The organism is Paenacidovorax caeni, assembly GCF_001298675.1.
GTDB lineage: Bacteria > Pseudomonadota > Gammaproteobacteria > Burkholderiales > Burkholderiaceae_C > Paenacidovorax > Paenacidovorax caeni.
The window spans coordinates 1-19,725 of record NZ_CYIG01000006.1 but is presented as its reverse complement, the minus strand read 5'-3'; the positions used below and the strand labels follow the sequence as shown (position 1 = coordinate 19,725).

Sequence of the window (19,725 nt, the reverse complement as noted above, 5' to 3'; positions counted from 1 at the left end):
GCCTATTGCAGCGTGTGGCTGGCCAGCCGCGCGGGGTTGGGAATGTGGATTTCCCGCTTGTCGATGCGGATCAGGCCGGCTACTTCCAGCTCGTGCAGCACGCGCGAGAAGTACTCCGGCGTGATCGACAGGCGCGAGGCGATGGTGGCCTTGCTTACGGGCAGCGAGACGTTGAGCGCCACCGCGTCCGTGCAGCCCATGGCACTGCCCGTGCTGGCACTGGCGGTGTTGCTGACGGCGTTGTCTTCGGGCAGCGAGTGCAGCAGGTAGCCGATCACGCGCTGCATGCCGCTGTGCAGCGAGTAGGCCTGTACGTCATGCACCAAGCCGTGCAAGCGGCGCGCGATGCCCGCCAGCATGTGCATGGCGAAGCGCGGATCGTCCTCGATCTCACGCACCACCGCGGCCTTGCCCACGCTAAGGATCAAGGCATCGGCCAGGGCCTGGGCATTGATGATGTAGGGCTTGTCGGTGAACATCAGCGCCTCTGCGAAGCTCACGCCGGGGCCGGCCAGCTCAATCACCTTCTCCTGCCCTGCGGGCGAGATGGCGAACAGCTTGATCTGGCCAGTGACGGTGACGTGGAACTCCTCGCAGGGCATGCCCACGCGAAAGATGCAGTCGCCGCGCCCATAGCGCCGCAGGCGGCAGCCTGTGGCCAGCCGCTGCAGTTCGGACGGGGTCATTTCCTGGAACAGCGGCAGGGCGGCCAGGTAGCGGGGAATGTCGAATTGCTGGGTGTCCATGGCGTGGGGATGATTTTTGTATTGCCTGCAATTAAAGGGGAATTCTGTATGAATTTTCATGACTTGTGGCAATTACAGGGCTGTTCTCACGCAATTCCATGACGCTGTGAATACGGGAAAACGCCTGCCCGCCGCGCGCCTGCAAGGCGGCACGTGGTGGGCAGGGCCGCAGTGACGGGGGAAAAAGCGGCGCGCGGGGGTGTTGTGTCAGCGCGTCAGCCCGGCATACGCAGTGGCCAGGCGCCGCACCAGATCCTGCGGCCGGTGCACCAGCGCATAGCCTTGCGAACCGAACAGGTGCGGCAGGTAGTCGTGTGCTTCGGCATCGATGGTCACGCAGAACGGCGTGAGGCCTGCTGCGCGCGCGGCGTGTACGGCATGGCGTGTGTCCTCCAGGCCGTAGCGGCCCTCGTACACGTCGAGATCGTTGGGTTTGCCGTCCGTCAGGATGAGTAGCAGGCGCTGGCGCTCGTTGCGTTCCAGCAGCCGGGCCGTGGCGTGGCGCAGCGCCGCGCCCATGCGCGTGTAGTAGCCGGGCTTGATGGCGTTGACGCGCGCAATGGCGCCCGCGTCCCAGCGCTCGTTGAAGCCCTTGAGGTGCTGGATGCGCACGTGCTGGCGGCGCACCGACGAAAAGCCCAGGATCTCGAAGGCGTCGCCGCTGGCTGACAGTGCCTCGCCGAAGACGTGCAGCGCGTCGCGGATCACGTCGATGACGCGCGCATCCTGTGTGGCATAGGCGTCGGTGGACAGCGACAGATCGGCCAGCAGCAGGGTGGCCAGGCTGCGCTCGGCGCGCACGCGCTGGACGTAGACCGGAGGCGCCTCGCTGGCCGGTCCCTGGCCGGCCTCGACCCGGTGGCGCACCCAGGCATCGATGTCGATGTCGTCGCCCTCGGTGCGCCCGCGCAGGCGGGCCGGCGCGGCGCGCAGGGCTTCGAGCCGGCGCCGCATGCGCCGCGCCACGGCGCGCAGCGGCGGCGGCGCGGTGTAGCGGGCGGCGTCGCGCGCCACGTAGCACTGCACGGCGCAGTGGTCGGGGTGCAGCAGCGCGCGCTTGTAGTCCCACTCGGGGTAGCGCATGCCGGGGCCCAGGGGCAGGTCGTCGTGCGCAGCGCTGGGCAGGTCGAGGTCGAACTTCACGCGCGAGGCCATGGCGTGCCCATCGGGGGCGATGGCGAGTTCGTCCATGTCGTTGGCGGCGCTGAGCGCGGTGCCGTCGTCATCGTCGTCGTCGGCGCGGTTGACGCGCGTGAACTCGGTCCACGACAGGATGGACTCGGCGCGGAACATCATCATCAGCGGCGCGTTGTTGCGCTCGTCGGCCACCGACTGCGCGGCGCGGCGGCGCGGGTCGCTCGCGGCCGGGGACTGGACGGTGGCTTCCTCTGCGCCCTGGCCCTGCTTCTTCTGCGTGGGCACGGCGCGGGTGGCGTCGGCGGCGGGCAGGGTCAGCCACAGCCACAGCGGGGCCACGTCGCCGTGGCGGATGTCCAGGTCCATGTCCAGGTCGGGGGCGTGGCCGTGCAGGGCCTGCTGCACGGCGTGCTCGGCCGTGGCAGCGCGGCCGCGCAGGCGTGCCGGGTCGGGGCGCTGCGCCAACTGCTGGGCGCGCAGCCGCGCGTAGCGCGGGCGCAGCCCGGGAAAGGCCGCCAGCGCCGCCTCGGTGGCCGCAACGTGGCCGGCGAGCCAGCCCTGGGCCGGGTCGAGGTGCGCGGCCAGCGCGGCCAGCCACAGGTACAGGTCGCGGTTGTGCTGGGCTTCGTCAAATACGCCGATCTCGGGCGGCAGGGCCAGCACATCGGCCTGCCACTGACCCAGCACGGCGTGGGTGCCGCCGCCGGCGATGCGCTGCAGCAGCGAGCGCGCGCCGCCCACGCGGCTGGTGCCCGCCGGGGCAATGCGCACGCCCTGGCCGCCGCCGCCGGCGCGGAACATGAGGCCGATGGTGCGCTGCATCTCCTCCAGCCGTACCGGGGCGTGCGAGGCGCGGCCATCGGCCGCGCGCGTGATGAAGCGGTGCCACTGGCGGCCGACCCATTCTTCCATGCCGCTCTCCTGCGAGGTTGCAAAAACGATAGCTGCTAGCGCTTTCTCAGCAAGGGCTAGAGGCCAAAAAGATGCTTAACTTCCGATGACGGCAGCCACCACCTCGGCCAGCGCCGCGGCGGTGTCGGCGTCGTCGGTCAGCGCATCGACCACGGCGGCCTGGCAGGCGGTGGGCAGCGTGATGCCACTGACCACCAGGCGTGCGGCCATCACCAGCAGGCGCGTGCTGACGGTTTCCTCCAGGTCCTGCGCGGTCAGGCGGCGCAGCGCCTGGGCCAGCGCCACCAGGCGCTGGGCCACGGCAGCGTCCACGCCCGATTCGCGCGTGACGATGGCCTGCTCCACCTCGGGCACGGGGTAGTCGAAGTTGAGCGCGATGAAGCGCTGGCGCGTGCTGGGCTTGAGGCTTTTGAGCACGTTTTGGTAGCCGGGGTTGTAGCTCACCACGAGCATGAAGCCCGGGGCGGCGGCGATGTGTTCACCCGTGCGCTCGATGGGCAGCACGCGGCGGTCGTCGGCCAGCGGGTGCAGCACGACGGTGGTGTCCTTGCGCGCCTCGACCACTTCGTCAAGGTAGCAGATGGCACCCGTGCGCACGGCGCGGGTCAGTGGCCCGTCGGCCCACACGGTGCCGCGTTCCGAAATCAGGTGGCGGCCCACGAGGTCGGCCGCCGAAAGGTCGTCGTGGCAGCTCACGGTGATGAGCGGGCGGCCCAGGCGCGCTGCCATGTGCTCGACGAAGCGGGTCTTGCCGCAGCCCGTGGGTCCCTTGATGAGCACCGGCAGGCGCTGCGCGAACGCATGCGCGAAGAGTGCGGCCTCGCCGCCTTGCTCGGCGTAGTAGGGCACCTGTTCCAGGTGCTTTTGTTCGCTGTGGTCCATGGGCATGGTCTCGGTGGTTAGGGGAGTGCTTGCCCGGCCCCGCAGGGCCGGGCAAGCCTTGGGTCAGCGCTGCGCTATCAGACGCGTGGGTGCACGCGCTGGGCCGGCTTGGCCTGCAGAGGGTTCACGGCGGCGCCGCTGGCGTGGTCGTCGTGGCCGTGCTTGTGGTGCTTATCACCGGGCAGCACGTGGTTGCCGCCGGCAAAGAAGCTGGCGAAGTACGTGAACTGGCCGATCAGGAACAGCACGCCGCCGCCGACACGCACCCAGTAGAAGATGCGCAGTTCGTCCTGCGTGGCCATGAAGGCCAGGGCGTTGGTCTCGGGCAGGCGCTGCAGCCAGACCTGCACGGTGCCCGCAGCCGTCAGGGCCAGCACCATCACTGCCATGCCGATGCACATGATCCAGAAGCTCCACATCTCCAGGGCCTGCGAGCGCTGGCTGTTGGCCAGGCGGCCGCGCAGCGTGGGCATGGCGTAGCTGATGATGGTGATGACGACCATCACGTAGGCGCCGAAGAAGGCCAGGTGGCCGTGCGCGGCGGTGACTTGCGAGCCGTGGGTGTAGTAGTTGACCGGCGCCAGGGTGTGGATGAAGCCCCACAGGCCCGCGCCCAGGAAGCCCATGACCGAGGTGCCCACGGCCCACAGCACGGCGGCCTGGTTCGGGTGGTTGCGGCGGCGCCTTTGCACCATGTTGAAGGCGAACATGGTCAGCAGGAAGAAGGGCAGGGGCTCCAGCGCCGAGAAGACGCTGCCGATCCACAGCCAGTAGCCAGGCATGCCGATGAAGAAGAAGTGGTGCCCCGTGCCCAGCAGGCCGCTCATCAGCGCGAAGGCGATGATGATGTACATCCACTTGTCGATCACCTCGCGGTCCACGCCGGTGGTTTTGACCAGCACGTAGGCCAGCAGCGCGGCCAGGATCAGCTCCCACACGCCTTCCACCCACAGGTGCACCACGAACCACCAGTACATCTTGTCGCGCACCAGGTTTTCGGGGTTGACGAAGCTGAACAGGAACATCAGTGCCAGGCCCCACAGGCCCATGAGCAGCACCAGGGTGATGCTGGTCTTGCGGCCCTTGAGCACGGTCATGCTGATGTTGTAGAGGAAGCCCAGCGCGACGACGACGATGCCGACCTTGGTGGGCAGCGGCTGCTCCAGGAACTCGCGCCCCATGGTTTGCAGCAGGTTGTTGCCCGTCAGTTCGGCCAGCTTGGCATAGGGCACCAGCAGGTAGCCCAGGATGGTGAGCGCGCCGGCGGCCAGGAAGATCCAGAACAGCGCGATGGCCAGCGCCGGGCTGTGCAGCTCGGTTTCGGCCTCCTCGGGAACCATGTAGTACGCCGCGCCCATGAAGCCGAACAGCAGCCACACGATGAGCAGGTTGGTGTGCACCATGCGCGCGATGTTGAACGGGATGTACGGGAAGAACAGGTCGCCGATCACGTACTGCAGCCCCAGCGTGATGCCGAAGATGATCTGCCCGGCGAACAGCACCATGGCTGCGATGAAGTACAGCCGGGAAACCGACTGGCTTTGGTATTTGAGAACCTGGGTGGTCATGGCTTGTGCTCCTGGGTCAGCCTTCGATGTTGGGTGGCCAGTTTTCGGTATTGATCTCGCCGGTCCACTTGAGGAATTCGATCAGGTTGTTGGTCTGCTCCTCGGTCAGGTTGAATTGCGGCATCTGGCGGCGGCCCGGGGTGTTGGAGGGCATCGAGGCCATCCAGGCCTTGATGAAGTCGGGGCCGCGGCGCTTATACACGTTGCCCAGCTCGGGCGCGAAGTACGCGCCTTCACCCAGCAGCGTGTGGCAGCCGATGCAGTTGTTCGTCTCCCAGACCTTCTTGCCCGCCACCACCGCAGGGGTGATGGCATGGGCGTTGGATCGTTCGGGGATGCGCCGCTCGCTGTCAAAGATGAGTGCAGCGAACAGCAGTGCGAAAAACACCGTGCCGCCGTAGAACATATTGCGGGCCATTTGCTTGGTAAACCCGCTGTGCACCTGGCTCATTCGTAAGCCCTCCTTTTAAATGGGAGTTTTATCTTCTTCTTTTGTGCAGGAGAAATCCTTGACCTTGTTCAAGATTAAAGTGCCACCCCGGCGGCGGCTTGCCGCGCGTGGTTCAGCGCGCGTGCCAGGCCGAGGCGGCCAGCAGCAGCAGTACCACCACCGCCAGCCACCCGAGCAGCAACCGCCGCCACAGCGCCGGAGCGTGGCGCAGCTCCATGTAGTCGAGGACGATGAGCGCACCCTTGAGCGCCGACAGCCCGAGCACGATGGCGGCGCTGGCCAGCTCGGCACGCGTGGCGCTACCGCTTTCGCCGAGCCACCACGTCAGCGCCGTGGCCAGCAGCAGGATGGCCCAGATAACATTGATGCGGCGTGCGGTCATGGATTTTTGGTGTATTTGGGCTCTAAGGCTTATCTGGAAAGCGCTGGCAGCTATTAAATGAGTAGTTCATCAGCGCAGCACGTAGACCAGCGGGAACAGCACCATCCACAGCAGATCGACCATGTGCCAGAACACAGTGACGGTCTCCAGCGCGTGGCAGTTGCCCGGGCCATAGGCGCCGCGCCGCGTGGGTGCCCACAGCAGGGCGAACAGCAGGCAGCCCACGGCGGCGTGCAGGAAGTGAAAACCCGTCAGCCCGACATAGAGCATGGCAAAGGTGTTTTCGGCAATGTCCAGTCCCTCCTGCCATTTGTGCAGGTACTCCAGGCTTTTCACGCCCAGAAAGCCGAGGCCAAAAGCCAGTGCAGCCAGCAGCCAGCGCGCGCCTGCACGGCTGTGGCTGGCGCGCACGGCGTGCAGGGCGCGCGCCGCGCAGGCGCTGGCGCTGACGAGCAGTACCGTGTTGAGCGCGCCCGAGTTCAGGTCCAGTGTCGCCTGGCCCGCGGCGAACAGTGCAGGGTCGCGCAGGCGCGCTCCCGCGAAGGCCACGAACAGCATGCCGAAGGTGAGCAACTCCAGCAGCACCAGCAGCCAGACCACCAAGTCGCCCGGAAGGTGCTGGGCGGGGGCATCCGGGGGCGGGGTGCGCGGGAGGGCCGCCGCGGCAGTGGCGCTGGTCAATGCGAGGTGCCCTCGCTGCGCGTGATCTTGTTCCACACGTTGTATTTTCCTACCGGCTTCTTCATGGGCAGGCGCTTGACCTCCTTGAAGGTGGTGGCATCGAAGACGACGAGGGCACCGTCCATCTCCCACACGCTGGCCAGCGCATAGCGCCCATCGCGCGTGAACTCGATGTGCGCCAGCGTTTTGCCCGGCTCACGCACCTGGGCGACAGGCTCCAGTGTGCGCTTGTCGATGATGGTGAGCGTGTCTTTGGCGCTGGGGCTCATCATCGAATCCGTCCAGGCGTAAGGCGTCTGTTCATGGCTGCGCATGAAGAAGCCGGGGCCCGGCGTCTTGATGGTGCGCACGGTCTTCCAGGTCTTCATGTCGATCACGTCCACCGCGCCGCCGCCCAGGTTCGGGCTGGCCAGCACGGTGGTGCCGTTCCACGCGAAAGTGATGCCCGAGCCAAGGTGGGGCATGCCGGCAATCGGCAGGTCAGCCACCTTGCGGCGGATGTCGAGGTTGACCACCTGGGCACTGGCGGCGCCTTGGCCCTGCTTGGGGCGCGTGGCGCCAAGCGCGTGGCGGTAGCTCTGGTCGAAGAAGAAATCGTCCAGCGGTTCGCTCAAGGGCGTGCGGCGCACACCCAGGTAGCCGGGCTTGGCAATGGCTTCGCCCATTTTGTAGTCGTGCACCAGGCCGTCGTAGATGGGCTCGGCCTTCTTGTCGTAGGAAATTTCCCAGAGCTCGGGAATGTCCTTGAGCGCCACCACGAAGCTGTGGCGCGGCGTGGCGTCGTACACGGCCGAGACGCGCGAACTGGCCTTGCCGTCGAGCGTGGCGGCGTCGTAGGTCTTCACCAGGTTGAGGTCGGCGTCGAACAGCGCGAGCGTGTGCGGCAGGTAGTTGGCGGCCATGACCCAGCGCCCGTCGCCGCTCACGGCCACGTTGCGCATGTTCAGGCCGGCACGCACCTCGGCCACGACGGCCAGGCGCCACAGGTCGTACTTGGTGATCCAGCCGTCGCGCGAGCCGAAGAACACGTAGCGCCCGTCGGGCGTGAACTTGGGGCCGCCGTGCAGCGCGTAGCGGCTGGCGAAGCGCGTGATGACCTCGAAACGGTCGCCATCGAGCAGCGAGACGTGGTGGTCACCGCCCTCGACCACGATAAACAGGTTCATCGGGTCGGCGTCCCACTTGGGCTTGACGGGTTCGTCGGCCGGCAGGGGCGTGAAGCTGCGCGAGGCACGGATGTCGGCCTCGCCCCAGCGCGGCGCGGGCACCACGGGCGTGCGCACCCAGGCGGCCAGGGCTTGGATTTCGCTTTCCGAAAGCTGGCTGGCGAACCCCGCCATCTGCGTGGCGGGGCGCCCTTGCGCGATGACGCGCTGCAGCTCGGCGGGGCGCACGCGCTCCAGGCTCTCGGGCAGCAGCGCCGGGCCCATCAGGCCGGTGCGCTGCGCGCCGTGGCACACGGCGCAGTGCTGCTGGTACAGGGCGGGGGCGTTGGGCTTGGCGGCTTCGGGCGCCTGGGCGTGCAGCGTGGGCAACCAGGCCAGGGCAACTGCGGCGCTCAAGAGGGGGCGGAGGGCGCTAAACATGGGCAATCTCGATGGTGCGGCGCGCATGCTTGTTCGCAGGCGTCTCGAAGGGCGTGCTGACGGCGCCCACCTCGGCGTCGCTGAGGTAGCAGCCTGGATCCTCGAACCACGGGTTGCCAGTGAGCTGCTGGGCGCGCACGCGTGTGTTGCCATTGCAGATGGACAGGTACTGGCACGACGCGCAGCGGCCTTGTACGGGGCGCGGGCGCTGCTTCAGACCGGCCATCAGCGGGTCGCTGGTGTCGTTCCAGATCTGCGAGAACGGACGCGCGCGCACACTGCCCAGGTCGTGGTGCCACCACATGGTGTCGGGGTGCACGTGGCCCAGGTTGTCGATGTTGGCCACCATCTGGCCGCTGGCGTTGCCGCCCCAGGCCACCAGGCGCTGGCGCAGCGCTTCTTCCCATTGCGGCAGGTGCTGGCGCACCCACTGCAGCAGGTAGGGGCCGTCGGCGTCGTTGTTGCCACTCACGTAGTCGTCCAGGCTGCCGGCCTGGGCGGCGGCCCAGGCGTGGTCGAACAGCAGGTCCATGGCGGTGCGCGTGGCCTGGTGGTGCGCGTCCTTGTCGCGGTGGATGTTGCCCCGCCCGGCGTAGTTCAGGTGCGAGAAGTAGAACTTGTTCGCGCCTTCGTCCTGCATGAGCTGCAGCAGCGCGGGCAGGTCGTGTGCGTTCAGCGCCGTCATGGTGAAGCGCAGGCCCACCTTGACGTTGTGCGTGGCCAGGTGGCGGATGGCGGCCAGGCTGCGGTCGAAGGCGCCGTCGAGGCGGCGGAACTTGTCGTGCGTGGGCTTCAGCCCGTCGAGGCTGATGCCCACGTAGTCGAAGCCCGCGCCGGCAATGCGCGCGGCCATGGGAGCGTCGATCAGCGTGCCGTTCGTCGACAGGCCGGTGTAAAAGCCCAGATCGCGCGCGCGCGCGGCGATCTCGAACAGGTCGGGCCGCAGCAGCGGCTCGCCGCCCGAGAGGATGAGCGCAGGCACGCCGAAGGCTTTCAGGTCGTCCATCACGGTGAAGACTTCCGGCAAGGACAGCTCGCCTGCGTAATCATGGTCGGCCGAGAGGGCGTAGCAGTGCTTGCAGGTCAGGTTACAGCGGCGGATCAGGTTCCAGATGACCACGGGGCCTTTGGCATGGCGCTCGCGCGGTGTGGGGTAGCTGCCGGTGGCTTGTGCCTGGGCGAGTTCGCGTAGGTACTGGCTGATGCGAAACATGGCTTCACTCCTTCAGGCGCAGGCCGGTTTTCTTCAGGATGGCGGTGGAATACAGAATGTCGTGGCCCCGGCAGGCGTCGCCCAGCAGGGCGGCGATCTCGTCGGCCTGCTGTTGCACGCTCTCGCGGCTGGTGCCATGCAGCATGGCAAACAGGTTGTAGGGCCAGCCGGGCAGGTGGCGTGGGCGGCGGTAGCAGTGGCTCACGCCTGGCAGGGCGGCCACGCGCGGGCCGAGCGTGGCCACGTGTTCGTCGGCCACGTCCCAGACGCTCATGCCGTTGGCGGTGTAGCCCAGGCGGTAGTGGTTGGGCACGGCGCCAATGCGGCGCACCAGGCCCTGGGCCAGCATGTGTGCCAGGCGCTCGCGTACCTGTTCGCCGGGCACGCCGAGCATGGCGCCCACGGCTTCGTAGGGGCGCGCTACCAGCGGCAGGCCGCCCTGGGTGGCCGCGATCAGCGCGCGGTCAAAGGCATCAAGCGCCATGGTGTTCTCCTGGTGCGGCAGCGGTGGCCAGTGCGGGCAGGCGCAGCTCGACGAAATACTCCTGCTCCTTCGGGAAAGCGAGCACGGGCAGGCCGATGGCCTCCTCGATGCGCGCCAGGGCGCTGTCGGCCTGCGCGGGGGATTCGGCGGCGACAACGAACCACATGTTGAGCGCGTGCGTGCGCCGGTAGTTGTGCGCGACTTCGGGAAAGCTGTTGACCACGGCGTTCACGGCGTCGAAGCGTTCCTCGGGCACGGCGATGGCGGCGAGCACGAACTGCCCGCCCGCGCGCTCGATCTGGAACAGTGGCCCGAAGCGCGTGAGCACGCCTTGCGCCAGCAGCTGGTGCAGGCGCTCAATCACGCGCTCCTCGCTCCAGCCAAGCTCCGCGCCGACGGCGGCAAAAGGCCGGTCCACGAGCGGGAAGCCGCCGTGCAGCCGGTCGATGAGGCGGGCGTCTTCTGGGGTGAGCATCGTGGGTTCCTTGGTTGATTTTTTGGGTCAAATTGGCTTCTAGGGCTTGCTGGTCAAGCGCTGGCAGCTATCGAATTTGAGGGTGCCAGGTGGGCAAAGCGGCGCGCCCCGGTCTGCTTGAAGCGGCGTAGCGAGAACAGCAGCGCCTGGGGCCGACTGGCTAGCCCGGCCTGCGCGGTGGCCTGGGCCACGGTGGCGCGCACGGCCTGGCGGTCGCGGCCGTGCACCATGCAGTACAGGTTGTAGCGCCAGCCCGGTGCCCGCGCGCGCTGGTAGGCCAGCGTGACGCCGGGCACCTGCGCCAGTGCCTCGCCGCAGGCATCGACGGCGCTGTCGGGCACGTCGAACACGGTCATGGCGTTGGCGGTGTAACCCAGCTCATGGTGGCGCACCACCACGCCGAATCGGGCCAGGGTGCGCTGCGTCAGCCAGCGCTGCAACTGCGCCAGCACGGCATCGACGCTCTGGCCCAGCTGTCCGGCCCACAGGTCGTAGGGGCGCTCGGTCAGCGGCAGGCCGTGTTCTGCCAACGCTGCCAGGGGCTGCTCGTGCGGCTGCAGCGGCGTGGCCGCCCAGTGCGTGGCACCCGTGGCCTGGGACTGGCTGGCGCGCAGGTCGAAGCCGGTGTCGATGCGGTAGGGGCGCAGCATGGGCAGGCGCAGCACGGGCAGGCCGGTGTCGGCCTCGATCTTGCGCAGCAACTGTTCTACCTGCGCGTCGTCGCGCCCGGTGGCCACGAACCACAGGTTGGTGGTGTGCTCGCGTTCGTAGTTGTGGTTCACGCCGGCATGGCTGGAGACGCTGGCGGCCACTGCCTCGAGCCGCTCGGGGGGGACCGCCATGGCGGCGAGCAGCGAGGCGCCGCCCGCACCGGGGGCGAACACCGCGCCGATGCGGCTGAGCGTACCCTCGCGCTGCAGCCGCGCGTAGTGGGCAAGAACCTCGGCGGCGCCCAGGCCCAGGGGCGCGCCAATCGCCGCGAACGGCTCGGGCAACAGCGGAAAGCCGCGCTGCCAGGGGTTGAGCAGGGCAAGGTCCAGGGCCTGCTCGGGGGGATGAATGCGCATGCGTGCCCCAATGTGAAGATCGTCGTTAGAACCCCATGCGTTGTGCGCGTGCGGTGAAGAAGATGCCGCTCGGGGCATCAACAGGCAGCGTGGCCTGCGTTTGCAGCGTGTGCGTGTCGTAGACCTGCACGCGGTTGTCGTCGCGGCAGCTGATCCATACCGATTCGCCGCGCGGCGTGAATTCCATGTGCAGCACGGCCTTGCCGGGCTCAAGCGTTTGCACTACGCGTTGGCTCGGGGTGTCGATGACCTGCACGCGGTTGTAGTCGGGGACCGAAAAATTGACCCAGACCTGGCGCCCGTCAGGGCGTGCCATGACGAAGACCGGCTGCCCCGCGACCGGGATGCGCCCGACCTCGGCCCAGGTGGCGGTGTCGACGATGAGCACCTCGTGGCGCCCGATGGCGGGCAGGTAAGCGTGGCGCCCGGCCACGGCCCAGCCGCGTAGGTGCGGCATCTTGTACACGGGCAGGGGCTGCTGGCCGCGCCCGTAGCCGCCCAGGATACGGCGCGCGCGTGGCGACTCTTCCCACAGATCCACCATGGCCAGGCCGTCTTCGCCGAACAGACCCGCGATGTAGTGGCGGCCGTTGGGTGACACCAGGGCGTCGTAGGGCTGCTTGCCGATGCCTTCCAGCGTGGTGACGCGGGGCTTGCGCGGGTCGGCACAGTCGGCGATGCAGATGGCACCGGCATCGAACAGGCTGTAGATGAAGCGGCGCTGCGGCAGGTCGGCCAGGCCCACAACGCGCGAGCGCTCGCCGCTGGGGGTGAGGGCGGGCAGGTCGGCCAGCAGTTCCAGCGTGGCGGCGTCGAACACCTTGATGCCGCCGGGCGTGTAGTTTTGCGCGACGACCAAGCTGCCGTCGGCGCTGATGGCGCCGCCAATCGAGTTGCCCGCCTGCATGACGCGGGCGGTGATGCGCTGTGTCAGGATGTCCACCTGGGTCAGCCCGCCGTCGCGGCCGAAGACGTAGGCGAAGCGCTCGTCGCGCGAGAACACCACCGAGGCGTGCGAGAGGTCGCCCAGGCCGGTCACGCGGCCAATGGCTTCGCGGCGGCTGGTGTTGACCAGGGTCAGCGCGCCTTGGGCGCGCTCGATGACCACGCCCAAATCACCCGTGCCCTGCAGTGCAGGGGCCGGGGCGGACGTGGCCAGGGAAGAGGGGGCCGCGCAGCCGCTGGCGAGCAGCGGCGCGCTGGCACTGAGGGAGAGCAGGGTGCGCCGGTTCATCATGGGGCGGAGCTCCTGTTTTCTTCGGGGAAGCCGCTGGCCAGTTGCTCGGCGATCCACCGCGCCTCGGCGCCCTGGAGCATGGCACTCCAGGGGGGCATGGGCGTTCCGGGGATGCCGTGCAGGATGACTGCGGCCAGATAGTCCGGGGGTTTGCCGGCCAGGGCCTGGCGCGTGAGCGCCGGCCCGAGGCCGCCGGTGAGACGCATGCCATGGCATGAGCCGCAGTCCTGCCGCACCATGCGCACGAGCTGCGCGGTGCGCTCGGGGCCAGGCACGGGCGCTGGCGCGGTTTGCGCGCCAGCCGCCGTGGCCAGCAGCACCCCAGCCAGGGACAGGACGGCGGAACGTGGCATGTCAGGTCTCCAATCGCAGCATTACATCAATAGACGTCGTGCTGGGTGTTGTACACGTTGAAGTGGCCAGTCGGGGTGATCAGGCGCGGATCCTTGATGACTTTCTTCAGCTTCAGCGTCTTGTCGTCCACGACGACCAGGGCGCTGGCCTTGTCCTTGGCCGACCAGACGGCGAACCACACTTCATCACCCGCCTTGTTGTACTCGGGCTGCACCACGCGCTTGGCGCCGCCATCGTCGGGCAGGCCGGCCCACTCGGCGATCGGCAGGGTCTTGTAGCCCTTGTCCAGGTTGTTGATGTCGTACACCACGATGGACTGAGACACCTTCGGATCCGGGTTCAGGGGTGCGTCAGACCACAGGTTCTTGGACTTGGGGTGGCTCTTGACGAACAGAGCGCCACCGCCCGGGCCCTTGATCTTGGCGACTTCCTTGAAGGCATATTGCTTGTGCTTCTTGGGGTCGGTGCCGATCAGGGAGATGGTTTCATCGCCCAGGTGACCTGTGGCCCACACCGGACCATAGGTGGGGTGCACGAAGTTCGCACCACGGCCCGGGTGGGGAATCTTGCCCACTTCGACCAGACCGGCCAGTTCGCCGTCCTTGGCGTCAATCGCAGCAATCTTGTTGCTGTTGTTGGCCGCCACCATGAAGTAGCGCTTGGAGGAGTCCCAGCCGCCGTCATGCAGGAAGGGGGCCGAGCCAATCTCGGTCATCTTCAATGCCTTCAGGTTGGAGTAGTCCACCAGCAGCGTCTTGCCGGTTTCCTTCACGTTCACCAGGAACTCGGGCTTGTAGTGCGAGGCCACGATGGACGCCACACGCGGCTCAGGGTGGTATTCCTGTGTGCCCACGACCATGCCACGGGTGGAGACGATCTTCAGCGGCTCCAGCGTGTCACCGTCCATGATGGTGAACTGGGGCGGCCAGTACGAACCGGCAATCGCCAGCTTGTCTTCGTAGCCCTTGAATTTGGAGGTGTCGACCGAGCGTGCTTCCAGGCCCACGCGGATTTCGGCCACGTTGTCGGGCTTTTCCATCCACAGGTCGATCATGTTGATCTTGGCGTCGCGGCCGATCACGAACAGGTAGCGGCCCGAGGCCGACATGCGCGAGATGTGCACCGCGTAGCCGGTCTTGACGATGTTGATGATTTCCTTGGTATCACCGTCGATCAGCGCCACCTCACCGGTGTCACGCAGCGTGGTGGAGAAGATGTTTTCCAAGTTGTACTTGTTCATCTTCTTGGTCGGACGCTTCTCTGGCGGCACGATGACCTTCCAGGTGTTCTTGGCGTCTGCCAGGCTCCACTCGGGGGGGGTGGGGGGGTCTTGCTGGATATATCGCGCCATTAGGTCCACGGTTGCCTCGTCGAATTCGCCCGAGGTCTGCCAGTTCGGCATACCGGCGGGCGAGCCGTAGGCGATGAAGACCTTCAGGTAGTCCGTGCCCTTGCCCAGCGTGATGTCCGGGGTGAGCGGCTTGCCGGTGGCGCCCTTGCGCAGCACACCGTGGCAGCCGGCGCAGCGCTCGAAGTAGATCTGGCGCGCGCGGTCGAACTCGGCCTGCGTCATCTTGGGCGCCTTGGGGTTCGTGCTCTGGTACATCGGCACCTCGGCCAGCGGCGAGCCGCCGGCCTGGTAGTTCTTCTCCGCCTCCGCGACAGGCTTTTGCGCCATGGCGGTGGCCGACACCAGGGTGGCGGCCGCTAGCGCGACCAGCCTGGCAATTCTTTTTGCGGTCATTGTGGGTCCTCTGCGTCAGGGATCAGCACATGGGTAGTGTCCGTGGCGGATGCCGCGGCACTTCTCGCGAGGTCGCTGTCCATTCCCCTCTTCTTGCGAGTAACCGCATCGTCGCTGGGGGTGGGCCTGGCTGTCCTTGAACTGGTTCAAGGACGGCGCCATGCATGCGCCCGAACAATGCCTGCACCACGATGCCGACAAAGAAAGGCCGCCATGAAGTTCGTTGAAGATGCGCGCTGGTTCCGTGCCCCGCCCCGCGAGGAATGCGCCAACACCCCTCTGCCGCCCGGGCGCGTGAGCCTGGTCGGCGCCGGGCCGGGCGACCCCGAGCTGCTCACGCTGCGCGCCGTCAAGGCGCTGCGCGGCGCGCGCCTGGTGCTGTACGACCACCTCGTCGGCAAGGAGGTGCTGCGCTACGTGGCCGAGGATGCCGACCTGATCTACGTCGGCAAAGAGTCATCGCACCACACGCTGCCGCAGGAGTCGATCATCGACCTGATGGTGCGCCTGGCGCGCAGCGGCCGTCCTCTGGTGCGGCTCAAGGGCGGCGACGGCTTCATCTTCGGCCGCGGCGGCGAGGAGGCCCAGGCCCTGGCCGAGGCGGGCATTCCGTTCGACGTGGTGCCCGGCATTACGGCCGCCCAGGGCGCGGGGGCCTGCGCCGGCATCCCGCTCACGCACCGTGACCACGCGGCCACGCTGGTGTTCGCCACCGGCCACCTGCGCGGCGACAACGAGGTGGCGCTCGACTGGGAGCTGCTGGCACGTCCGCGCCAGACCGTGGTGATCTACATGGGCATCGGCACGCTGCCCACCATCTGCGCCGAGCTGGCGCGCCACGGCCTGCCTGCCGACACGCCGGCGGCGCTGGTCGAACAGGCCTCGCTGCCCACGCAGCGCTGTATCACCGGCACTCTGCAGACGCTGCCCGCGTTGGCGCAGGAGCACCGCGTGCGCCCGCCGGCGCTCATCGTCATCGGCGGCGTGGTCGCGCTGCAGCCGCAACTGCTGCACGGCATGCGCGGCCTGGCGCAGCCGCTGGCGTTGTAACAGGGTACTTCTCTTTCGATAGCTGCCAGCGCTTTCCTAGAAAGGGCTGGAGGCCGATTGGGTGCCTAATTTTTCTGCGGGCCCGTGCGGCGCAACGCTTTGAGGCATCATGGCTGCTTCAAGGAATTCCGCCGCCATGCAACAAGACATTCTCATCAACTGGTCCCCGCAGGAAACGCGCGTCGCGGTGGTCGAAAGCGGCGCGGTGCAGGAACTGCACGTCGAGCGCACGCTGGAGCGCGGCCTGGTCGGCAACGTCTACCTGGGCAGGGTTTCGCGTGTGTTGCCGGGCATGCAGTCGGCGTTCATCGACATTGGCCTGGAGCGCGCGGCCTTTCTGCATGTGGCCGACGTGTGGCAGCGCCAGGAGGGCGGCGAGGCGCCGATGTTCGCGCGCAAGGGGGAGCCATCCGTGCCCATCGAGAAGCAGGTGTTCGAGGGCCAGTCGCTCATGGTACAGGTCATCAAGGACCCCATCGGCAGCAAGGGCGCGCGCCTGTCCACGCAGATCAGCATCGCTGGGCGGCTGCTGGTGTTCCTGCCGCAGGACGACCACGTGGGCGTGTCGCAAAAGATCCCACCCGCTGAACGCGACGCGCTGCGCGCGCGCCTGCAGGCGCTGGTCGGCGACAAGGCCACGGGCGGCGGCGGGGGCTTCATCCTGCGCACCAATGGCGAGGACGCCAGCGACGAGGAACTGGCCGAGGACATCGCCTACCTGCGCAAGACCTGGGCCGGCATTCGCCAGGCCGCTATGCGCCTGCCGCCGCTGTCGCTGCTGTACCAGGACCTGAACCTGTTGCAGCGTGTGCTGCGTGACATCGCCAGCGAGGAGACGCAGAGCATTCGCATCGACTCGCGCGAGCAGTTCGCTGCGCTGCAGCAGTTCGGGCGCGAGTTCATGCCTGCCGCGACGGCCAAGCTGCAGCTGTACAAGGGGGAGCGCCCGATCTTCGACCTGTTCGCCATCGACGAGGAAATCGCCCGCGCGCTGGGGCGGCGCGTGGACCTGAAGTCGGGCGGCTACCTGATCGTGGACCAAACCGAGGCACTGACCACCATCGACGTGAACACCGGCGGCTACGTGGGTGCGCGTAACTTCGACGACACCATCTTCAAGACCAACCTGGAAGCCGCGGGCGCCATCGCGCGCCAGCTGCGCTTGCGCAACCTGGGCGGCATCGTCATTGCCGACTTCATCGACATGCTGCGCGAGGACCACAAGAGCGCCGTGCTGGCCGAGTTCAAGAAGCAGCTTGCGCGCGACCGCGTCAAAACCATGGTGGGCGGCTTCTCGCAACTCGGCTTGGTGGAAATGACGCGCAAGCGCACGCGCGAATCGTTGGCGCACATGCTGTGCGAGCCGTGCCCCACCTGCCACGGCGTCGGTGAGGTGAAGACCGCGCGCAGCGTGTGCTACGACATCCTGCGCGAGGTGCTGCGCGAGGCGCGCCAGTTCAACCCGCGCGAATTCCGCGTCATCGCCTCGCCCAAGGTGGTGGAGCTGTTCCTTGACGAGGAAAGCCAGCACCTGGCCGGGCTGTCGGACTTCATTGGCAAGCCTATCTCGCTGCAGGCCGAAAGCTCAATGGGGCAGGAGCAGTACGACATTGTGCTGCTGTGAGTTTTTTAACGTGCAGTGACGTTCTATTTTTTCTAAAAAATTCCTTTTAAATCATTGGCTTGTGAAATTAACTATCCAATGTGGTGCGCTTTGATGTACTGTCATTCAGCCTAAAATGTGTAGCTGCATGAGTAGCTAGTCCGCCCTGAACAACGCGCAAGCCGTTGATCTGACACGTAGTTTTGCTGATTGATGGGCGCAGGACTTGCAAGGTATGGTTTTGCCAGTACCTGTTTTCTTGCAAATTCCTCCGAGGAGTCCGATGCGCCCGAAGCCTTCCCAGCCCTAGAGCGGCGAGTTGTTCCGCCCGCGCCTGGACGAGCAGATCAACATGCGCCACCCGCTGGTACGCCTGGCTGGCTTGATGGACTGGGAGCAGATCGAGCGGCACTTTGCCAGCCACTTCACCTCGGGCCGCGGCCGCCCGCCGCTGGCGCCGCGTCTGGTCGCCGGCTTGCTGTACTTGCAGCACGCCAACGATGCTTCTGACGAGGCAGTTGTGAACACCTGGGTGGAGAACCCGTACTGGCAGTTCTTCTGCGGCGAGACCTACCTGCAGACTGAGTTGCCCATCGATCCCAGAAGCGTGACGCGCTGGCGCCAGCGCATCGGCGAGGAAGGCGTGGAGGTGCTATTGGCGATAACCATCGAGGCCGCCAGGGCTGCGGGGCTGATCAACAAGGCCAGCGTGCAGCGGGTCATAGTGGACACCACCGTCATGCCCAAGGCCGTGGCGCACCCCACCGACAGCCGGCTGCTAGACAAGAGCCGCCAGCATTTGGTCAAGGCGGCCGAGGACAACGGCCTCAAGCTGCGCCAGATCTACAACCGCGTGGCCCCACGGCTGGCCGCGCAGATCGGGCGCTACGCACACGCCAAGCAGTTCAAGCGCATGCGCCGGGCCGTGCGCAGAGGGTGTGCAGAATTTTGTGTAAACGGTCAATCCAACGCCGACGCAAGTCGGCCTGTCCGTAAGCACCATGAGTACCAAGAAACACGACGTACCCGAAGAACTGCTGTCTGGCCTGCTGGCTAACTACAAGAAGCCTGAAGACCTCATCGGCGAGAACGGCCTGCTCAAGCAACTGACCAAGCTGCTGGTCGAGCGAGCTTTGGACGCTGAGCTGACTGAGCACCTGGGCCATGAACGCAACGAGGCGGTGGCCAACCCCGCTGGCAACACCCGCAACGGCAAGAGCAGGAAGACCCTCAAGGGCGATTTCGGCGAGTTGCCCATCGAGGTGCCTCGCGACCGTCACGGCAGCTTCGAGCCCCAGCTCATCCCCAAGCACCAGACCCGCTGGGCCGGCTTCGACGACAAAATCATCTCGCTGTACGCCCGTGGCATGACGGTGCGCGAGATACAGGCTCACCTCGAAGAGATGTACGGCACCGAAGTTTCGCCCAGTCTGATTTCCTCGGTGACGGACGCCGTGGCCGATGAGGTCAAGGCCTGGCAGGCCCGGCCGCTGGAGCCGATTTACCCCATCGTCTATCTGGACTGCATCCATGTGAAGGTGCGCGAGGGCGCGGTGCGGGTCAAGGCGGTGTACCTGGCCATCGGCATCACCATGACGGGCGACAAGGAGGTGCTGGGCCTGTGGCTGGCGCAGACCGAGGGTGCCAAGTTCTGGCTGCAGGTTGTGACCGAACTGCGCAACCGGGGCGTGCAGGACATCTTCATTGCCTGCGTCGATGGGCTCAAGGGCTTTCCTGACGCCATTGAGGCCGTCTTTCCCAAGGCGGTGGTGCAACTGTGCATCGTTCACATGGTGCGCCACAGCCTGAACTACGTCTCATGGAAGCGCCGCAAAGAGGTGGCTGCCGACCTGCGCCGCATCTACACGGCCGCCACCGCCGAAGAGGCCGAGCTGATGCTCGGTGAATTCGAGGACCGCTGGGATGCCGAGTACCTGCCCATCGGTCAGTCTTGGCGCAGGAGCTGGAGCCGCTTGACCCCGTTCTTTGACTACCCGCCGGAAATCCGCAAGGTCATCTACACCACCAATGCCATCGAGTCGGTGAACATGAGCCTGAGGAAGCTGACCAAGAACCGGGGCTCGTTCCCCAGCGACGAGGCGCTGACCAAGCTGTTCTACCTGGCCCTGCGCAACATCAGCCAGAAGTGGACC

General features: G+C 66.8%; 18 protein-coding genes and 1 pseudogene. 4 read left to right on the top strand and 15 right to left on the bottom strand.

All coding sequences use genetic code 11. From position 1 onward, the window contains the following. Nucleotides 1-2 precede the first annotated feature (2 nt). From BN2503_RS03725 to BN2503_RS03655, 15 genes are all read right to left on the bottom strand, one after another. Nucleotides 3-746, bottom strand: coding sequence for a Crp/Fnr family transcriptional regulator (locus tag BN2503_RS03725; RefSeq protein WP_054255306.1), 744 nt, complete (start codon nt 744-746; stop codon nt 3-5). Between the two features lie 207 nt (nt 747-953). Further along, nucleotides 954-2,795 carry a nitric oxide reductase activation protein NorD gene (locus tag BN2503_RS03720; protein ID WP_054255305.1) on the bottom strand — a complete coding sequence of 614 codons (1,842 nt, stop codon included), beginning with the start codon at nt 2,793-2,795 and terminating at the stop codon, nt 954-956. 75 nt (nt 2,796-2,870) lie between these two features. Continuing rightward, nucleotides 2,871-3,677 (bottom strand): CbbQ/NirQ/NorQ/GpvN family protein, encoded by an 807-nt coding sequence (locus BN2503_RS03715; RefSeq protein ID WP_054255304.1) that lies wholly within the window; start codon nt 3,675-3,677, stop codon nt 2,871-2,873. Between the two features lie 77 nt (nt 3,678-3,754). After that, nucleotides 3,755-5,245, bottom strand: a complete 1,491-nt coding sequence (locus BN2503_RS03710; RefSeq protein ID WP_074930179.1) for a cbb3-type cytochrome c oxidase subunit I — start codon at nt 5,243-5,245, stop codon at nt 3,755-3,757. Nucleotides 5,246-5,261: 16 nt separating this feature from the next. Next, a complete protein-coding gene (locus BN2503_RS03705) occupies nt 5,262-5,696 on the bottom strand; it encodes a c-type cytochrome (protein ID WP_054255303.1) in 435 nt (144 codons plus the stop codon). 112 nt (nt 5,697-5,808) lie between these two features. Next, complete coding sequence (locus BN2503_RS03700; RefSeq protein WP_054255302.1) at nt 5,809-6,078, bottom strand: cytochrome C oxidase subunit IV family protein; 270 nt, start codon at nt 6,076-6,078, stop codon at nt 5,809-5,811. 69 nt (nt 6,079-6,147) lie between these two features. Further along, nucleotides 6,148-6,759, bottom strand: a complete 612-nt coding sequence (locus BN2503_RS03695) for a cytochrome c oxidase subunit 3 (RefSeq protein ID WP_074930178.1) — start codon at nt 6,757-6,759, stop codon at nt 6,148-6,150. After that, nucleotides 6,756-8,345, bottom strand: a complete 1,590-nt coding sequence (locus BN2503_RS03690; RefSeq protein WP_054255300.1) for a nitrite reductase — start codon at nt 8,343-8,345, stop codon at nt 6,756-6,758. Before BN2503_RS03690 ends, BN2503_RS03695 begins: the two co-directional genes overlap by 4 nt. Continuing rightward, entirely contained in the window at nt 8,338-9,558 is a 1,221-nt protein-coding gene (nirJ, locus tag BN2503_RS03685) for a heme d1 biosynthesis radical SAM protein NirJ (protein ID WP_054255299.1), read from the bottom strand. Before nirJ ends, BN2503_RS03690 begins: the two co-directional genes overlap by 8 nt. 4 nt (nt 9,559-9,562) lie before the next feature. Continuing rightward, on the bottom strand, nt 9,563-10,042 hold the full coding sequence (ahbB, locus tag BN2503_RS03680) for a siroheme decarboxylase subunit beta (protein WP_054255298.1): 480 nt from the start codon (nt 10,040-10,042) through the stop codon (nt 9,563-9,565). Continuing rightward, nucleotides 10,032-10,517 (bottom strand): Lrp/AsnC family transcriptional regulator, encoded by a 486-nt coding sequence (locus BN2503_RS03675; protein ID WP_054255297.1) that lies wholly within the window; start codon nt 10,515-10,517, stop codon nt 10,032-10,034. Before BN2503_RS03675 ends, ahbB (BN2503_RS03680) begins: the two co-directional genes overlap by 11 nt. A 53-nt stretch (nt 10,518-10,570) precedes the next feature. Then, the gene (ahbB, locus tag BN2503_RS03670; protein WP_054255296.1) at nt 10,571-11,584 is read right to left on the bottom strand and encodes a siroheme decarboxylase subunit beta; all 1,014 of its coding nucleotides are present in this window, start codon (nt 11,582-11,584) and stop codon (nt 10,571-10,573) included. A gap of 25 nt (nt 11,585-11,609) precedes the next feature. Then, nucleotides 11,610-12,818: a cytochrome D1 domain-containing protein gene (locus BN2503_RS03665; protein ID WP_054255295.1), complete on the bottom strand. Its 1,209-nt coding sequence runs from the start codon at nt 12,816-12,818 to the stop codon at nt 11,610-11,612. Further along, nucleotides 12,818-13,174, bottom strand: coding sequence for a c-type cytochrome (locus BN2503_RS03660; RefSeq protein WP_054255294.1), 357 nt, complete (start codon nt 13,172-13,174; stop codon nt 12,818-12,820). The genes BN2503_RS03665 and BN2503_RS03660 overlap by 1 nt, the downstream gene beginning before the upstream one ends. Before the next feature lie 26 nt (nt 13,175-13,200). After that, complete coding sequence (locus BN2503_RS03655) at nt 13,201-14,919, bottom strand: nitrite reductase (RefSeq protein ID WP_054255293.1); 1,719 nt, start codon at nt 14,917-14,919, stop codon at nt 13,201-13,203. Between the two features lie 213 nt (nt 14,920-15,132). Between BN2503_RS03655 and cobA the strand changes: the two genes are divergently transcribed. The 4 genes and pseudogenes from cobA to BN2503_RS03635 all read left to right on the top strand — a co-directional run. Continuing rightward, nucleotides 15,133-15,969, top strand: coding sequence for a uroporphyrinogen-III C-methyltransferase (cobA, locus tag BN2503_RS03650; protein WP_054255292.1), 837 nt, complete (start codon nt 15,133-15,135; stop codon nt 15,967-15,969). Nucleotides 15,970-16,105: 136 nt separating this feature from the next. After that, on the top strand, nt 16,106-17,593 hold the full coding sequence (rng, locus tag BN2503_RS03645) for a ribonuclease G (RefSeq protein ID WP_054255291.1): 1,488 nt from the start codon (nt 16,106-16,108) through the stop codon (nt 17,591-17,593). Between the two features lie 298 nt (nt 17,594-17,891). After that, nucleotides 17,892-18,503: pseudogene (locus BN2503_RS03640) on the top strand (IS5 family transposase); the annotation flags it as partial. Between the two features lie 70 nt (nt 18,504-18,573). After that, a partial coding sequence (locus BN2503_RS03635) for an IS256 family transposase (RefSeq protein WP_054255290.1) occupies nt 18,574-19,725 on the top strand: 1,152 nt, incomplete at its 3' end.